The organism is Thiomonas sp. UBA7699, assembly GCF_002482605.1.
Taxonomy (GTDB): Bacteria; Pseudomonadota; Gammaproteobacteria; order Burkholderiales; family Burkholderiaceae_C; genus Thiomonas; species Thiomonas arsenitoxydans.
The window spans coordinates 12,330-27,896 of the sequence record NZ_DLGH01000037.1; the positions used below are offsets into that span (position 1 = coordinate 12,330).

The following is a 15,567-nucleotide window of genomic DNA, read 5'->3' on the forward strand; positions in this document are numbered from 1 at the left end:
TTTGAGTGGGCCTTTACTTGGCCGCCGCTGTGGTGTCGGTCAACACACCCACGCCCATCTTCTTGTTGATGAACCACTGCTGCGCAATCGACGTGGTGTTGTTGGTCAGCCAGTACAACACCAGACCGGCCGGGAAGAAGAAGAACATGATGGAAAACGCCGCCGGCATGATCCACATCAGCCGCGCCTGCATCGGGTCGGGCGGAGTCGGGTTGAGCTTGACCTGCAGGAAGGACGTCGCCGTCATGATGGCCGGCAGGATGTAGTACGGGTCTTTGGCCGACAGATCGTGTATCCAGAGAATCCACGGCGCGCCGCGCAGCTCCACGCTCGACAGCAGCACCCAGTACAGCGCGATGAACACCGGGATCTGGATCACGATCGGCAGGCAGCCGCCCAGCGGATTGATCTTCTCCTTGCGGTACAGCTCGACCATGGCCTGATTCATCTTCGCCTGATCGCCCTTGTACGACTCGCGCAGCGCGTTGATGCGCGGTCCCACGGCCTTCATGCGCGCCATCGACTTATAGCTCGCCGCCGTCAGCGGGAAGAACGCCAGCTTGATCAGCAGCGTGAGCACGATGATCGACCAGCCCCAGTTCTGCACCACTTTGTGGATCATCTCCAGCAGCCAGAAAATCGGCTTGGCCAGAATGGTCACCCAGCCGTAGTCCTTCACCAGCTCAAGGCCGGGGGCGAGCGCGCCCAGCGTGCTTTCCAGCTCAGGGCCGACGAACAGCTTGGCATCGGTGGTGATGCTCTTGCCCGGAGCAATTTGCGGCAGCGGCTGAATCACCCCCACCGCATACAGGTTGTCGCCCAGCTTGCGGGTATAAAGGTCACGCGAGCCTTCATAGGGCTCAGGCACCCAGGCCGAAACGAAGTAGTGCTGAATCATGGCGACCCAGCCGCTGTCGGCCTTCTTGGGCGCCTCGTTGGTCTTGAGATCCTTGAACTCGAACTTCTGGAATTTGTTGGCGTTGTCGTAATACGCCGGGCCGGTATAGGTGTGATAGAAGTGCGACTCATCACCCGCAGGCGTGTTGCCGTCGCGCACGAGCTGCATATACATCTGCGGCGCCACTGCGGCACTGCCGGTGTTGGTGATGGTGTTCTGCACATTCACCACATAGCTGTCGCGGGTGAAGGTGTAGGTGCGCTCGAGTTTGATGCCGCCCAGATCGGGCGAGACCAGTTTGACCTGCAGCGTCTTGGCGTTGCCCATGTCGCGCGGCCCCGGTAGCACCGTCATCTCGGTTTCATGGTTGGGAAAATCGCCCCCGATCAAGCCCGACTGCGCCATGTATTTATTGCTCGGCGTATCGTCGAACAAGACCACGTTCTTGCCCGGTTCGGTGCGGCTCTCATACTTGAGCAGTTTGGCATAGACCAGATTGCCGCCGCGCGAAGAAATTTTCACATCCATCAGATCGGTGCGGATGGTGGTGAGCTGGGCCGCGGGAGCGGCGGACGCCGCTGCGACCGGGGCGGACAGCGGTGCGGTTGCCGCAGCACCGGCGATATTCGGCGGCGTGGCCGCGGTTGGCGCCGCCTGTGGCACTGCGCTGGTCGGCGCGCTGGCGACTTGCGCCGGATGGGCCGGTGGCGTTCCGAACAAATCCGTCTCGCCGTTGTAGCGCAGCCAGGAGTTGTACAGAAAAATCATCGACATGGTGAAAACCACCCAGAGAACCGAACGGCGGAGATCCATACGCAAATCCTGTTGTAGTGATGCAGAAGTGCCCGATGGCTTCAGGGCTTGGGGGTGAACGATGAAGCACTCAGGGGTGAAGCAGAGGGAAATGAAACCGGGCTTTCCGGCCCCTCAGCGCAAGCGCCAGACTCCGCAGACGAGACTGATTCATCAGACCTCGACCCGCTATTGTGCATGGGCTGCGGTGACACAGCCTGCGCGCCATCTGAAGCAATCGCATCTGACGCTTCGTCCTCTTCCGTCCGTCGGCGCCAGGGCGCCCAGGTGAAAGCGTCCGGCACCGGCTCATGCCCCCCCTGACACCAGGGCTGACATCGCAAAATTCTGACCGCGCCCAGATAGCTGCCCGCCGCTGCCCCGTGCCGCTCCAGCGCTTCGATGGTGTATTGCGAACAAGTGGGGTAAAAACGGCATTGCCCGCCCACCCAAGGGCTCAGCAGCAGACGGTACAGCCGTACCAGACCGATCAGAACAGACTTCATGCGGCACTTCGCCCAGTCACCACGACGGTGCGTTCGATCCAGCTTTTGAGCAAAGCGTTCACCGCCTGCTGCACATAGGCCAGCAAAACCGGTGAACGGGCGCTGCGAAATTCCGCCGGTAATTTGCGCGTCAACCGCAGCATCAACACCGGTGCCTGCAACTGCGCCTCGCTCGGCAGCCGCAACTCACGCAGCGCCTGGCGCATCACCCGCTTGATCAGATTGCGCCGTACCGCAGGTTTGCAGAACTTTTTCGGAATGACCAGACCAAGCCAGCAGCGCGGCTGGGCAGAGGCAGGGGCGGCGTCTGGCACCCACTCGGTCGGCGCCGCACGGTAGTGCAGGCGAAATTCAGCCTGTTGCGCGTAGCGCGCAGCAAACATCGCGGCAAACGCTTCGGGTTGCCGCAACATTTCGAGATGCAGAGTGCCCGATCGCGAGATCGGCTGATCTGCCATGACTTCCCCGACTGTCGAAAGATCGATATCGGCAGCCCGCAAAGCAGCAAGCCGCAGATCGTTCAAACCCAACAGCCCAGCGGATCTTAGACAGCCAGGCGCTTGCGGCCCTTGGCGCGGCGCGCATTGATGACCGCGCGGCCACCCCTGGTCTTCATCCGCACCAAGAAGCCGTGGGTACGCTGACGGCGGGTCTTCGAAGGTTGATACGTACGTTTCATGAAACTCACCTTGATAAAAATAGAAGCTGCGCGCCTGGACCTGTGCCTTCATGCTGTGCACACTCATGCACACCACCCCACAAATCCAAAATACGCGCGCCGAAAAAACTTAAAGTCGCAAACTTGAAGTCTTGCTACGCGCAAGACCAAGATTCCGAAAAAAAGCTCTCCATTGGACTGAGATTCCATCCTCTTGTCAATCAAAAGAGGTTTTTCCAGAAAGCCCAGGCCCTGATGACCTTCAAAACGGCATTCAAAACCAACGACCATCCGCCTCAAATTCGCCCTGCAGCGCAAGCCCCCGGCCCCAAGAAAAATTGCTTGTTCCGTCTGTGGATAACTTGCACTGTGGAGTTAAACTGAGTGCTTTCCAAAGTTGACGATCGATGGCCTTTTCGACGGGCTTTGCAGGCGGCTAACGCCCCTGTCGAGGCCAATTCAGCCCTCGGCTGAATGTCGAGCGTCCTGAAAATTGTCCACAAAATTTTTTGTCTCCCCCTCAAGGCGCGCAGCCCGGTTCCGCAGCCAGGTTCTTTAACCGGCTACCGTTGAGCCAGCGCCTTCTGGAACTCGTCTCTCTCGCCGTACCTGCATGACACAAGAACAATCCTGGCAGCAGTGCTGCGCCCAGTTGGCCACGGTCATCCCCGATCAGCAATTCGCCGCCTGGATCAAGCCGCTGTCCTGCCCCCACTGGAGCGAGGATGGCAACACTGCCATCCTGCACGTTCCCAACCGCTTCAAGCTCGACTGGTTGCGCTCACAGTATGGCGCGCGCATCACCGAGTCGCTCAGCGCGATCGTGGGCCGCCCTGTGCAGGTCGAATTCATTGTGCAGAAAGCGCCGGCACGCGCCGCCATGCATCACAGCGGGGCGCAGGGTTTGCAGTCCGGCAGTGGGGCAAGCTCCACATCGAGATCAGCGCAAGCGACTCATTCCGCCGACCACGCCACGCCCCAGCAATTGGCTAGTCCGGACGGCGTGAGTAACGCTGCGAGAGATGCCGCAGAAGCAGATGCCCTAGAGCGCTCGCGCCTCAACCCCATGCTCAGCTTCGAAACCCTGGTCACAGGCAAGGCCAACCAGCTTGCCCGCGCCGCGGCCATTCAAGTTGCGGAAAACCCCGGGCGCTCCTACAACCCGCTGTTCATCTACGGCGGCGTCGGTCTGGGCAAGACCCACCTCATGCACGCGGTCGGCAACGCCCTGCTGGCGCAACAGCCGGGCGCGCGCATTCGTTACCTGCAGGCCGAGCAGTTTGTCAGCGAGGTGGTGCGTGCCTACCAGCGCAAGGCCTTCGAGGAATTCAAGCGCTACTACCACTCGCTCGACCTGCTGCTGATCGACGACGTGCAGTTTTTCGCCGGCAAAGACAAGACGCAGGAAGAGTTTTTCTACGCTTTCGAGGCGCTGATCACCAAACGCTCGCAGATCATTCTCACCAGCGACACCTACCCCAAGGAACTCCGTGAGATGGATCAGCGCCTGGTCTCCCGCTTCGATTCCGGTCTGACGGTGGCCATCGAGCCGCCCGAACTCGAAATGCGCGTGGCCATTCTGCTGCGCAAGGCCGATGCCGAACTGGCCCATCTGCCGGAAGAAGTGGCGTTTTTTGTCGCCAAGAACGTGCGATCGAATGTGCGTGAACTCGAAGGCGCGCTGCGCAAAATTCTGGCCTACGCCCGCTTCAGCGGCCAGGACGTGTCGATCGGTCTGGCCAAGGAAGCGCTCAAAGATCTGCTGTCGCTGCAAAATCGCCAGGTGTCGGTCGAAAACATCCAGAAAACCGTGGCCGATTTCTACAAGATCAAGGTGGCCGATATGTATTCCAAAAAGCGCCCCGCCAGCATCGCCCGTCCGCGCCAGATCGCCATGTATCTCGCCAAGGAACTGACGCATAAAAGCCTGCCGGAGATCGGCGAGCTGTTCGGAGGGCGCGATCACACCACGGTGCTGCATGCGGTGCGCAAGATCGGACAGGAGCGCATCAAACTGCAGGAACTCAACCAACAGCTCCATGTGCTCGAGCAAACTCTCAAAGCCTGAAGCCGAACCGCTTTTAGCGTCCTCCTTCTCAAAATGAACAAGTCGTTGTGTAGTGTGTGAAGAGTTTCTGGATAAGTCGGGGGCCAGCGCGTTTTCGGTCAAGTTGTTCCAAACCGTCCTTGCGCTCCAGACCGCTTGTCCACAGACTCTGGCTGCTGCGCAAACCGCATGAATACAGCGTTTTTTGTCTTATCCACAACACAGGCCGACCCTTACTATCAGTCCTATTCTGAATAAAGGAAAAGAAAGAATGAACAGATTGACGTCTTCCCGCGATGAACTGCTCAAGCTGCTCGGACAGGGAGCGGGCATCGTCGAGCGCCGCCAAACCCTGCCCATCCTCGCCAATGTGCTCATCCAGCACAACGCGAATGGCACTCTGTTCATCACCAGCGATATGGAAGTGCAGATCCGTCTGCAAGCGGGCGAGGCGGTACAGACCAGTGCGGAAGACGCGGCCATCACAGTCAATATGCGCAAGCTGCTCGACATCCTGCGCGCGGCCAGCCCGGGCAATGTGACGCTGGAATGGTCAGACGGCAAGATGACGGTTCGGGCCGCCAAAAGCCGCTTCAGCCTGCAAACCCTGCCGGCAGAAGACTTTCCGCTGGTACGCGCTGCGACCGACTTCAGCGACCACGCCCTGCGCCTGCCGCAAAAGCTGCTCAAGCGCCTGCTCGGCCTGACCCACTTCGCCATGGCGCAGCACGATATTCGCTACTACCTCAATGGCATGTTGTGGGTAGCCGATGGACAGCAGATGCATCTGGTGGCCACCGACGGTCACCGCATGACCCTGGCTTCCGCCCCGCTGGAAAAGGCGGTGGAGCGGCGCGAAATCATTCTGCCGCGCAAGACCGTGCTCGAACTCAGCCGCCTGCTCAGCGATGAAGACGACGCCATGATCGACATCGCCCTGGCCAGCAATCAGGCGCGCTTGACCCTGGACGGGCTGGAATTCACCAGCAAGCTCATCGAAGGCAAGTTTCCTGATTACCAGCGCGTCGTGCCCAAGGGCCACCGCAATATGCTGCAGGTCGAGCGCACGACTCTGCAGGCGGCGCTGCAGCGTGTGGCCATTCTGACCAACGACAAGTTCAAGGGCGTGCGCGTCAACCTCGAACCGGGGCTGTTGCGGCTGACCTCCATCAACGCCGAGCAGGAAGAAGCGCAGGAAGAAATCGATGTCGACTACGGCGGCGACGTCATCGAAATCGGCTTCAACATCGCCTACCTCATCGACGCGCTGGCCAATATGACCTCCGACCAGATTCGCCTCGAACTGCAGGACGGCAACAGCAGCGCGCTGTTCACCATGCCCGACGAGCCAAACTTCAAGTACGTGGTCATGCCCATGCGGATCTGAGTGCGCCAGGGGTAGGCTGCGCCCAGTCCGTCTCTGCCCCCATTGAGTTTCACCCCGCCTCACCGAATCGATTTTTTCCATGAAAGCTCATGGAATCCGTTTTTGAAAGTGTCTGATGAACGAACCGAAGAACGACAGCTACAGCGAAAATTCCATTCAAATCCTGGAGGGACTCGAAGCGGTGCGCAAACGTCCCGGCATGTACATCGGCGACACCTCAGACGGCACCGGCCTGCATCATCTGGTGTTCGAAGTCGTCGATAACTCCATCGACGAAGCCCTGGCCGGGTTTTGTGATGACATCGTCGTCACCATCCACTCCGACAACTCCATCAGCGTGACCGACAACGGCCGCGGCATTCCTACCGGCGTGAAGATGGACGACAAGCACGAGCCCAAGCGCAGCGCGGCCGAAATCGCCCTCACCGAGTTGCACGCTGGGGGCAAGTTCAATCAGAACAGCTACAAGGTTTCCGGCGGTCTGCACGGCGTGGGTGTGAGCTGCGTCAACGCCCTGTCGCAATGGCTGCGGCTTGTGGTGCGGCGCGACGGCGAGGTGCATACCCTCGAATTCGTCCGCGGCGCGCTGCAAAACCGGCAGACGCAGATGATCGATGGTGTGGAAGTCTCCGTCGCTCCGATTACCGGCAAGACCGATAAACGCGGCACCGAGGTGCACTTCCTGCCCGATGCCGAGATTTTCACCACGGTCGATTTCCACTACGAAGTGCTGGCCAAGCGCCTGCGCGAGCTTTCCTTCCTCAACCACGGCGTCAAGATCCGCCTGGTGGATGAGCGTCAGGGCAAGGAAGAAAACTTCGCCTTCTCCGGCGGGGTGAAAGGCTTTGTCGAATACATCAACCGCGGCAAGAGCGTGCTGCACCCCAATATTTTTTATGCCCAAGCCGAGAAAGCTTCCGAGGTAGGCAGCACCATCAGCGTGGAAGTCTCCATGCAGTGGAACGACGGCTACGCTGAAACCGTGCAGTGCTTCACCAACAACATTCCGCAGCGCGACGGCGGCACCCACCTCACCGGCCTGCGCGCAGCGATGACGCGGGTGATGAACAAATACATCGACGACAACGAGCTGGCGAAAAAAGCCAAGGTCGAGATCAGCGGCGACGACATGCGCGAAGGCCTCACCTGCGTGCTATCGGTCAAAGTGCCCGACCCCAAGTTCAGCAGCCAGACCAAGGACAAGCTGGTGTCGAGCGAAGTGCGCGGCCCGGTCGAAGACCTGGTGGCCAAGGCGCTGTCCGATTATCTGCTCGAAACCCCGACCGACGCCAAAATCATCTGCGGCAAGATCATCGACGCCGCCCGTGCCCGCGAAGCCGCGCGAAAGGCGCGCGAAATGACCCGGCGTAAAGGCGTGATGGACGGCCTGGGCCTGCCCGGAAAACTGGCCGACTGCCAGGAAAAAGACCCCGCCCTGTGCGAGCTCTATCTGGTGGAGGGCGATTCCGCCGGCGGCTCGGCCAAGCAAGGTCGCGACCGCAAGTTCCAAGCCATCCTGCCCCTGCGCGGCAAGATTCTCAACGTCGAGAAGGCGCGGTTCGAGAAGCTGCTCACCAGCAACGAAATCCTCACCCTCATCACCGCGATGGGCACCAGCATCGGCAAGGACGATTTCAACATCGACAAGCTGCGTTACCACCGCATCATCATCATGACCGATGCCGACGTGGACGGCGCGCACATCCGCACCCTGCTGCTCACTTTCTTCTTCCGCCAGATGCCCGAGATTGTCGAGCGCGGGCACATCTACATCGCCCAGCCGCCGCTCTACAAAGTCAAACACGGCAAGGATGAGCAATATCTCAAAGACGCCTCTGAGCTCGACGCCTACCTGCTGCGCGTGGCGCTGAAAGACGCCGTCATCCACCGCCCTGATACCCCGGCGCCGCTGGCGGGTGAAACCCTCGAACAGCTCGCCCGCCAGCATGTCCTGGCCGAAGCCGTGATCGCTCGGCTGGGCGTGTTCATGGATGAGCAGGCCCTGCGCGCCATCGTCGATGGTGTCGTCATTGACCTCGACCATGCGGCGCAAGCCAGCGCCGATGCGATGGCGGCCTATCTGGCGAAGCACACCGACCATGGCGAAGCGCCGCAAGTGCTCGCCGAAATTGACCCGCGTACCGAAAAACCGTATCTGCGCATCGTGCGCCGTCACCACGGCAACCTCAAATCCACCGTGCTGCACGCCGACTTCGTTCACGGCGCCGACTACGCCGTGCTGGCGCAGGCCGCGCAGACCTTCCACGGACTCATCGCCGCAGGCTCCACCGTGCGGCGCGGCAACGGCGACAACGCCAAGGAAGCCGCCGTGGCCAGCTTCCGCGAAGCCATGGACTGGCTCATCCGCCAGGCCGAAAACACCGTCGGCCGCCAGCGCTACAAAGGTCTGGGCGAAATGAACCCCGAGCAACTCTGGGAAACCACCATGGACCCGGCCGTGCGCCGCCTGCTGCGCGTGCAGATCGACGACGCCATCGAAGCCGACCGCGTGTTCACCATGCTCATGGGCGACGAAGTCGAACCCCGGCGCGACTTCATCGAAACCAACGCCCTGCGGGCGGCGAATCTGGATATTTGACGACGTTTGTAGCGGAAGGCATAAGCTGAGCAAGCTATGGAGCTTCCAGTTCGATAAAGGTGGTCAATAGCCCGGCGCTTGAGCGGCGCTGGGCTTTTTTACTCGCCGTGCTCGCATCGGCTGAGCAGAATTCAGTGTTCTGGCACGTGCAACACGCAGCGGCTAAAGTGACAGAGATGCGGTGACAGGGATGCGCGCAGCAGCGCGAGCTTGGCGCCGTTGCCAAAACAATTCCAGCTTGCGGAGCATCGATGTTCCGCTGAAACATCATGACCGATTCCTCTCCATCTTCCGACACCTCTGCCGTGGTTCTGGCTTCGGCCGATGAAATGCGCGGGCGTGCCCGGCGTCGGGGCAAGCTCAAGGGGCGCCAGCCCGAGCCGCAGGCGCTGGCCGAGGTGCAGCAGCTTATCGGCGCCGGGCCGCACCGCCGCGATCTGCTGATCGAGCATTTGCACCGCATCAATGACCAGTGGCACGGGCTGCACGAGCGCCATTTGGCGGCGCTGGCCCGGTTGATGAATCTGCCGATGGCTGAGGTGTACGAGGTGGCGACTTTCTATCACCACTTCGAAGTGCTGCGCGACGATGCCCAGCCTGCGGCCATCACGGTGCGCGTGTGCGACAGTCTGTCGTGCTCGCTGGCCGGGGCGAGCGATCTTCTGCAGCGTCTGCCGCAGTTGCTCGGCACCGAGGTGCGCGTGATGCCCACGCCTTGCGTGGGCCGCTGCGAGCAGGCGCCGGTGGCGGTGGTGGGGCAATGGCCGGTGGCGCATGCCACGCCAGACACGGTGCGCGAGAGCGTGGCAAACCGCCGCCTGCAGCATCCGCTGCCCGCAGTTGATGCAGACTTCGACCTGGCCGCAGAAGGCCCGCAGGCGGTCACCAACGGGTCGGCCGAGGTGACCCCTGCCTGTGTCGGCTATGACGCTTACCGCGCGCGCGGCGGTTATGCACTGGCAGCGGCCGTAGCCAGCGGCCAGCGTTCAGCGGAAGAGGTGATCAAAGCCTTGAGCGACTCGGGCCTGCGAGGCCTGGGCGGCGCAGGTTTTCCGGCAGGGCGCAAATGGGGCATCGTGCGCAACTACCCCGCGCCCCGGCTGATGGCGGTGAATATCGACGAGGGCGAGCCGGGCACCTTCAAGGATCGCACCTATCTCGAGCGCGACCCGCACCGCTTTCTCGAGGGCGTGCTGATTGCCGCGCAGGTGGTGGGCATTTCCACCTGCTACCTCTACCTGCGCGACGAGTATCACGGCGGCCGGGCCGTTCTGGAGCGCGAGATCGCCCGGCTGCAGGCCGATCCGCCCTGCGCGTTGCCTCACATCGAGCTGCGGCGCGGCGCCGGGGCGTATATCTGCGGCGAAGAGTCGGCGATGATCGAAAGCATCGAAGGCAAGCGCGGCGAACCGCGCATGCGTCCGCCCTACATCGCTGAAATCGGTCTGTTCGGACGCCCCACACTCGAACACAACTTCGAGACCCTGTATTGGGTGCGCGATATCGTCGAGCGTGGCGCGGCCTGGTTCAGCAGCTTTGGGCTGAATGGCCGCAAGGGGCTGCGTTCCTTCAGCGTCAGCGGCCGGGTGAAGTCGCCCGGGGTGAAACTCGCCCCGGCGGGCATCACCTTGAAGGAACTGGTCGACACCTATTGCGGCGGCATGCTCGACGGCCACACGCTCTACGCCTACCTGCCCGGCGGCGCTTCCGGGGGCATTCTGCCGGCGCGGCTGGCCGATGTGCCGCTCGACTTCGACACCCTGCAGCCGCATGGCTGCTTCATTGGCTCTGCAGCCATCATCGTGCTCAGCGACCAAGACCGGGCCCGCGACGCCGCGCTCAACGTCATGCGTTTTTTCGAGCACGAAAGCTGCGGCCAGTGCACGCCCTGCCGCGTCGGCACCGGCAAGGCTGCGCAACTGATGCAGGCTCCGCAATGGGATCACGCCACGCTCGAAGACCTGAATCAGGTCATGTCCGACGCCTCCATCTGCGGCCTCGGACAGGCGGCGCCCAACCCGGTGCGCTGCGTGCAGACCTATTTTGCTCACGAGGTGTCTTGAATGAACACGAAGACGATCGAGCTTGAACTCAATGGCCGCCCGGTGCAGGCGCTCGAAGGCGAAACCCTGCTGGAACTGGCCGACCGCCACGGCGTGGCCATACCCCGGCTGTGCCACAAACCCGGCTACCGGCCCGATGGCAACTGCCGCGCCTGCATGGTCGAGATCGACGGCGAGCGTGTGCTCGCGCCAAGCTGCTGCCGCACCGCAACCGAGGGCATGAAGGTGCATGCCGACAGCCCGCGCGCGGTGAAGAGCCAGAACATGGTGCTCGAAATGCTGCTTTCCGACCTGCCCGAGAAGGGCTACAAATGGCTGGGCGACGACGCCACCCGCCCGCATGGCGAACTCAGCGACTGGGCCTCGCGCCAAAACGTGCAGGTGCGACCGGCGCTGGCGGGAACCCGCCGCACCCAGCCCGCGCCCGACGTGTCGCACCCAGCGATGGCGGTCAACCTCGATGCCTGCATTCAGTGCAACCGCTGCGTGCGAGCCTGCCGCGAAGAGCAGGTCAACGACGTCATCGGCTACGCCTTTCGCGGCCATCACAGCGAAATCGTGTTCGACCTGCACGACCCCATGGGCGACAGCACCTGCGTGGCCTGCGGCGAGTGCGTGCAAGCCTGCCCCACGGGCGCGCTCATGCCCAAGACCCACATCGGCGCGCAGACAGTTGATCGCCGGGTCGATTCGGTCTGCCCGTTCTGCGGCGTGGGCTGCCAGATCACCTACAACGTGAAAGACGAGATCATCGTCAGCGTCGATGGCCGCGACGGCCCCGCCAACCACGGCCGCTTGTGCGTCAAAGGCCGATTTGGCTTCGACTACGCGCACCACCCGCAACGCCTGACCCGACCGCTGATCCGCAAGCCCGGCGTGCCCAAAGACCCGGCCCTGCTGTCGCACCAGGGCGACTGGCGCGACGCCTTCCGCGAGGCCACCTGGGAAGAAGCGCTCGACTTCGCCGCCGGCAAGCTCAAAGACCTGCGTACCCGCCACGGCGATAAGGCGCTGGCTGGTTTCGGCTCGGCCAAAGGCAGCAACGAAGAGGCCTATTTGTTCCAGAAGCTGGTGCGCACCGGCTTCGGCAGCAACAACGTCGATCACTGCACCCGTCTGTGCCATGCGTCCAGCGTGGCCGCGCTGCTCGAAGGGGTGGGCTCGGGCGCGGTGAGCAACCAGGTCAACGATGTGGAGCATGCCGAGCTCATTCTGGTGATCGGCTCCAACCCCACGGCCAATCACCCGGTGGCGGCCACCTGGATGAAAAACGCCGCCAAGCGCGGCGCCAAGATCGTGCTGGCCGATCCGCGCGTGACCGACATCGGCCGCCATGCCTGGCGCACGCTGCAGTTCCGCCCCGATACCGACGTGGCCCTGCTCAACGCCATGATTCACACCGTCATCGAAGAAGGCTTGGTCGATCAGGAGTTTGTCACGCAGCGCGCCAGCAACTTCGAGGCGCTGAAGCAGAACATCCAGGGCTACAGCGCCGAGGCCATGGCGCCGATCTGCGGCATACCGGCCGAGACCATCCGCGAAGTGGCCCGCGCTTTCGCCACCAGCAAGGCCTCGATGATTCTGTGGGGCATGGGCATCAGCCAGCATGTGCACGGCACCGACAACGCGCGCTGCCTCATCGCGCTGACCAGCGTGACCGGCCAGATCGGCAAGCCCGGCAGCGGGCTGCATCCCCTGCGCGGGCAGAACAATGTGCAGGGCGCCAGCGACGCCGGTCTCATTCCCATGATGTACCCGAACTACCAGCTCGTCAGCAATCCGCAGGCGCATGCGTGGTTCGAGGCGTTCTGGCAGACGCGGCTCGACGACAAGCCCGGCTACACCGTGGTCGAGATCCTGCACAAATGCCTGGCGCCCGACAGCGATCCGCACAAGATACGCGGTATGTATGTCGAGGGCGAAAACCCGGCCATGAGCGACCCCGATCTGAACCACGCGCGGCAGGCGCTGTGCGCACTGGAACATTTGGTGGTTCAAGACATTTTCATGACCGAGACGGCCTGGCTGGCCGATGTGGTGCTGCCCGCGAGCGCCTGGCCCGAGAAGACCGGCACCGTCACCAACACCGACCGCATGGTGCAACTGGGGCGGCGCGCGCTCAACCCGCCGGGCGATGCGCGGCCCGATCTGTGGATCATCCAGCAGATGGCCGCGCGCATGGGGCTGAACTGGCACTACCCCGGCCCGGAGCAGGGTGTGGCCGCGGTGTATGAAGAAATGCGCCAGACCATGGCGGAGGCCATCGGCGGCATTACCTGGGAGCGGCTGGAGCGCGAGGGCAGTGTGACCTATCCCTGCCTCACGCCGCAAGACCCGGGGCAGCCCATTGTGTTTGCCGACCGTTTTCCGACCGCGGACGGCCGCGTCAAATTGGTACCCGCCGACATCATTCCAGCGTCCGAGCGGCCCGATGCGGAGTTTCCTCTGGTGCTCATCACCGGTCGCCAGCTCGAACACTGGCACACCGGCAGCATGACGCGGCGCTCGGCCGTGCTGGGCGCTATCGAGCCGATGCCCACCGCGTCGATGAATTCGGCCGAGCTGCGCAAACTCGGCGTGCAGCCGGGCGAGCCCATCACCGTGCGTTCGCGCCGCGGCTCCGTGGTGCTCACCGCGCGGCGCGACGACGGCACGCCCGACGGCGCCGTATTCATTCCCTTCGCTTATTACGAGGCCGCGGCCAATCTGCTGACCAATCCGGCGCTCGACCCGTTCGGCAAGATTCCCGAGTTCAAGTACTGCGCGGTGGCCGTGAGCGCAGGCGGCACGCTGGCGCCGGTTGCGGGTTACGCCCGCAGCGGGGCTGAGATTTCGGAGCCATTGACATAGGCCTTATGGGCTTCAAATAGGGGCGTTAAATAGGGACGTCAAATATGGGCGATCTTCCCGCTTTGGAGACCGCAGCGCCAACCGCCTTCGAGGCCGTGGCGCTGCCGCGTCGGCCCGACGCACCCCGCCTCAGCCGGGCGCGCTGCGAGGTCGTGCGGCCGATCGGGATACTCGATCAGCATGGCGAGCATCGGCAGATCGACATCCCGACCGAACGTCCGCTGACGATCTACCTCGACAAACGCGAGCTGGTCACGCTGATGACTCTGGGCGCGAATCCCGAACTGCTGGTGCTCGGCTACCTGCTCAATCAGGGTCTGGTCGAGCAGCCGGGCGAGATCGACGGCATCGATGTGGACTGGGCGGTGGAGGCCGCGGCGGTGCGCACCCGCCACGGCGTCAGCGACCTCGAAGCCCGCATCGCGCGCCGCGTCGTCACCACCGGCTGCGGGCAGGGTACGGTCTTTGGCGACGCGATGGCGCAACTGGGCCAGACCCGCCTGCCCGATGCGCAGGCCGCGCGCCTGAGCCACGCTACGCTGATCAGCCTGCTCGACCAAATGAAGCTACGCGACAGCGTGCACCGCCAGGCCGGATCGGTGCACGGCTGCGCGCTGTTTCACGGCGACGCGCTGCAATGCTTTGTCGAAGACGTCGGCCGCCACAACGCCATCGACACCGTTGCCGGCTGGATGGCGGTGCACGGCGTGCAGGGGGGCGACAAGGTGTTCTACACCACCGGGCGGCTTACCAGCGAAATGGTGATCAAGTCCGCCCGGATGGGCGTGCCCATCATCGTGTCGCGCAACGGGGTGACCGCCATGGGCCATCAACTGGCCGAGACGCTGGGCATGACCTTGTTCGGCCGCGCGGCGGGCCGCCACTTCCTGTGCTACACCGGGTTTGAACGCTTCGACGCCGAAGCCCCGCCGCCCACCGCCCCTCTCGCCTTCACCGACACGGTTCATGAGAAAACGCCGGGCCGCCCCAAGTTTTCTTGACCCCCACAGGGGGCGGGCTGGGCCGTCCCCTTCCCGACCTCCCCACTTGTGGGGAGGGTTGGGGTGGNNGGGGATTGCCCGGCCCTGGGGGCGCTCGGTAGGCGCCGCGCTGCTTCCCGCGGGACAAGAAGAGTCAGTGCGACTGCAGAAACTGATCAAGCGCCGCGGCTGCGCCGAGCAAGGCAGGCCAGGGGCTGTGGATCACCCAGACCGGAATATCGCGCAGATACGGCGAGGTGCGCCCTTTGTCTTCGAAGCGCTGGCGGAACGGGGAATGCCGAAAGAAATCGCCCAGCCGCGGCACAATGCCGCCGCCGATATACACCCCGCCGCGCGCGCCTAGGGTAATGGTCAGATCGGCGGCCACCGTGCCCAGCAAGGTGCAGAACAGCGTCACTGTGTCGCGGCACAGCGCGTCGCTGCCGTCCAGGGCCAGGCGGGTGATTTCGGCGGCGCTGCGCTCGGGCGGCGTCTGCCCGGCGATCTGTCCGAGCGCCTGATGCAAAAACGCCATCCCGGTGCCGCTCAGCAGACGCTCGGCCGAAACATGGCCGAAGCGCGCATGCGCCAGACGCCAGACGGCCACCTCACGCTCATCAAAAGGAGCGAAGCTCACATGCCCACCCTCGCCCGCAAGCGGCGTCCAGCCCCCTTGTCCGTCGGGAATCAGGCCCGACACGCCCAGGCCGGTGCCCGCGCCCAGCAGCGCCAGCGGCGCGCCGGGCACGGCGCTGCCGCCGCCCACCTGAACGAGCTCGGCCGCGGG

10 protein-coding genes and 1 pseudogene are annotated in these 15,567 nt (G+C 63.2%); 6 read left to right on the plus strand and 5 right to left on the minus strand.

The features are described 5' to 3' along the window. Positions 1–13 precede the first annotated feature (13 nt). From yidC to rpmH, 4 genes and pseudogenes are all read right to left on the minus strand, one after another. Positions 14–1,711: a membrane protein insertase YidC gene (gene yidC, locus B3H47_RS14985; RefSeq protein WP_286731144.1), complete on the minus strand. Its 1,698-nt coding sequence runs from the start codon at positions 1,709–1,711 to the stop codon at positions 14–16. Between the two features lie 278 nt (positions 1,712–1,989). Then, positions 1,990–2,196 (minus strand): annotated as a pseudogene (gene yidD, locus B3H47_RS14990) (membrane protein insertion efficiency factor YidD); the annotation flags it as partial. Beyond that, positions 2,193–2,609: a ribonuclease P protein component gene (locus tag B3H47_RS14995; RefSeq protein ID WP_286987856.1), complete on the minus strand. Its 417-nt coding sequence runs from the start codon at positions 2,607–2,609 to the stop codon at positions 2,193–2,195. The gene B3H47_RS14995 and the pseudogene yidD, both read right to left, overlap by 4 nt. Positions 2,610–2,740: 131 nt before the next feature. Then, positions 2,741–2,875, minus strand: coding sequence for a 50S ribosomal protein L34 (gene rpmH, locus B3H47_RS15000; RefSeq protein ID WP_013107607.1), 135 nt, complete (start codon positions 2,873–2,875; stop codon positions 2,741–2,743). A 592-nt stretch (positions 2,876–3,467) separates the two neighbouring features. On the opposite strand from rpmH, the gene dnaA reads away from it, so the two are divergent. The 6 genes from dnaA to B3H47_RS15030 all read left to right on the plus strand — a co-directional run bounded on the left by dnaA (position 3,468) and on the right by B3H47_RS15030 (position 14,801). After that, entirely contained in the window at positions 3,468–4,922 is a 1,455-nt protein-coding gene (dnaA, locus tag B3H47_RS15005) for a chromosomal replication initiator protein DnaA (protein WP_286987858.1), read from the plus strand. 250 nt (positions 4,923–5,172) lie between these two features. Then, positions 5,173–6,288 (plus strand): DNA polymerase III subunit beta, encoded by a 1,116-nt coding sequence (gene dnaN / locus B3H47_RS15010; protein WP_156053836.1) that lies wholly within the window; start codon positions 5,173–5,175, stop codon positions 6,286–6,288. A gap of 115 nt (positions 6,289–6,403) precedes the next feature. After that, positions 6,404–8,887, plus strand: coding sequence for a DNA topoisomerase (ATP-hydrolyzing) subunit B (gene gyrB / locus B3H47_RS15015; RefSeq protein ID WP_013104159.1), 2,484 nt, complete (start codon positions 6,404–6,406; stop codon positions 8,885–8,887). Positions 8,888–9,156: 269 nt separating this feature from the next. After that, positions 9,157–10,950, plus strand: coding sequence for an NADH-ubiquinone oxidoreductase-F iron-sulfur binding region domain-containing protein (locus B3H47_RS15020; RefSeq protein WP_286987860.1), 1,794 nt, complete (start codon positions 9,157–9,159; stop codon positions 10,948–10,950). Further along, entirely contained in the window at positions 10,951–13,800 is a 2,850-nt protein-coding gene (gene fdhF, locus B3H47_RS15025; protein ID WP_286987862.1) for a formate dehydrogenase subunit alpha, read from the plus strand. It abuts the gene before it with no gap. Between the two features lie 44 nt (positions 13,801–13,844). After that, positions 13,845–14,801 carry a formate dehydrogenase accessory sulfurtransferase FdhD gene (locus tag B3H47_RS15030; protein WP_286987864.1) on the plus strand — a complete coding sequence of 319 codons (957 nt, stop codon included), beginning with the start codon at positions 13,845–13,847 and terminating at the stop codon, positions 14,799–14,801. Between the two features lie 133 nt (positions 14,802–14,934). Here the strand turns inward: B3H47_RS15030 and B3H47_RS15035 are convergent. Then, positions 14,935–15,567: glucokinase (locus B3H47_RS15035; RefSeq protein ID WP_286987865.1), on the minus strand; the 633-nt coding region annotated here is incomplete at its 5' end.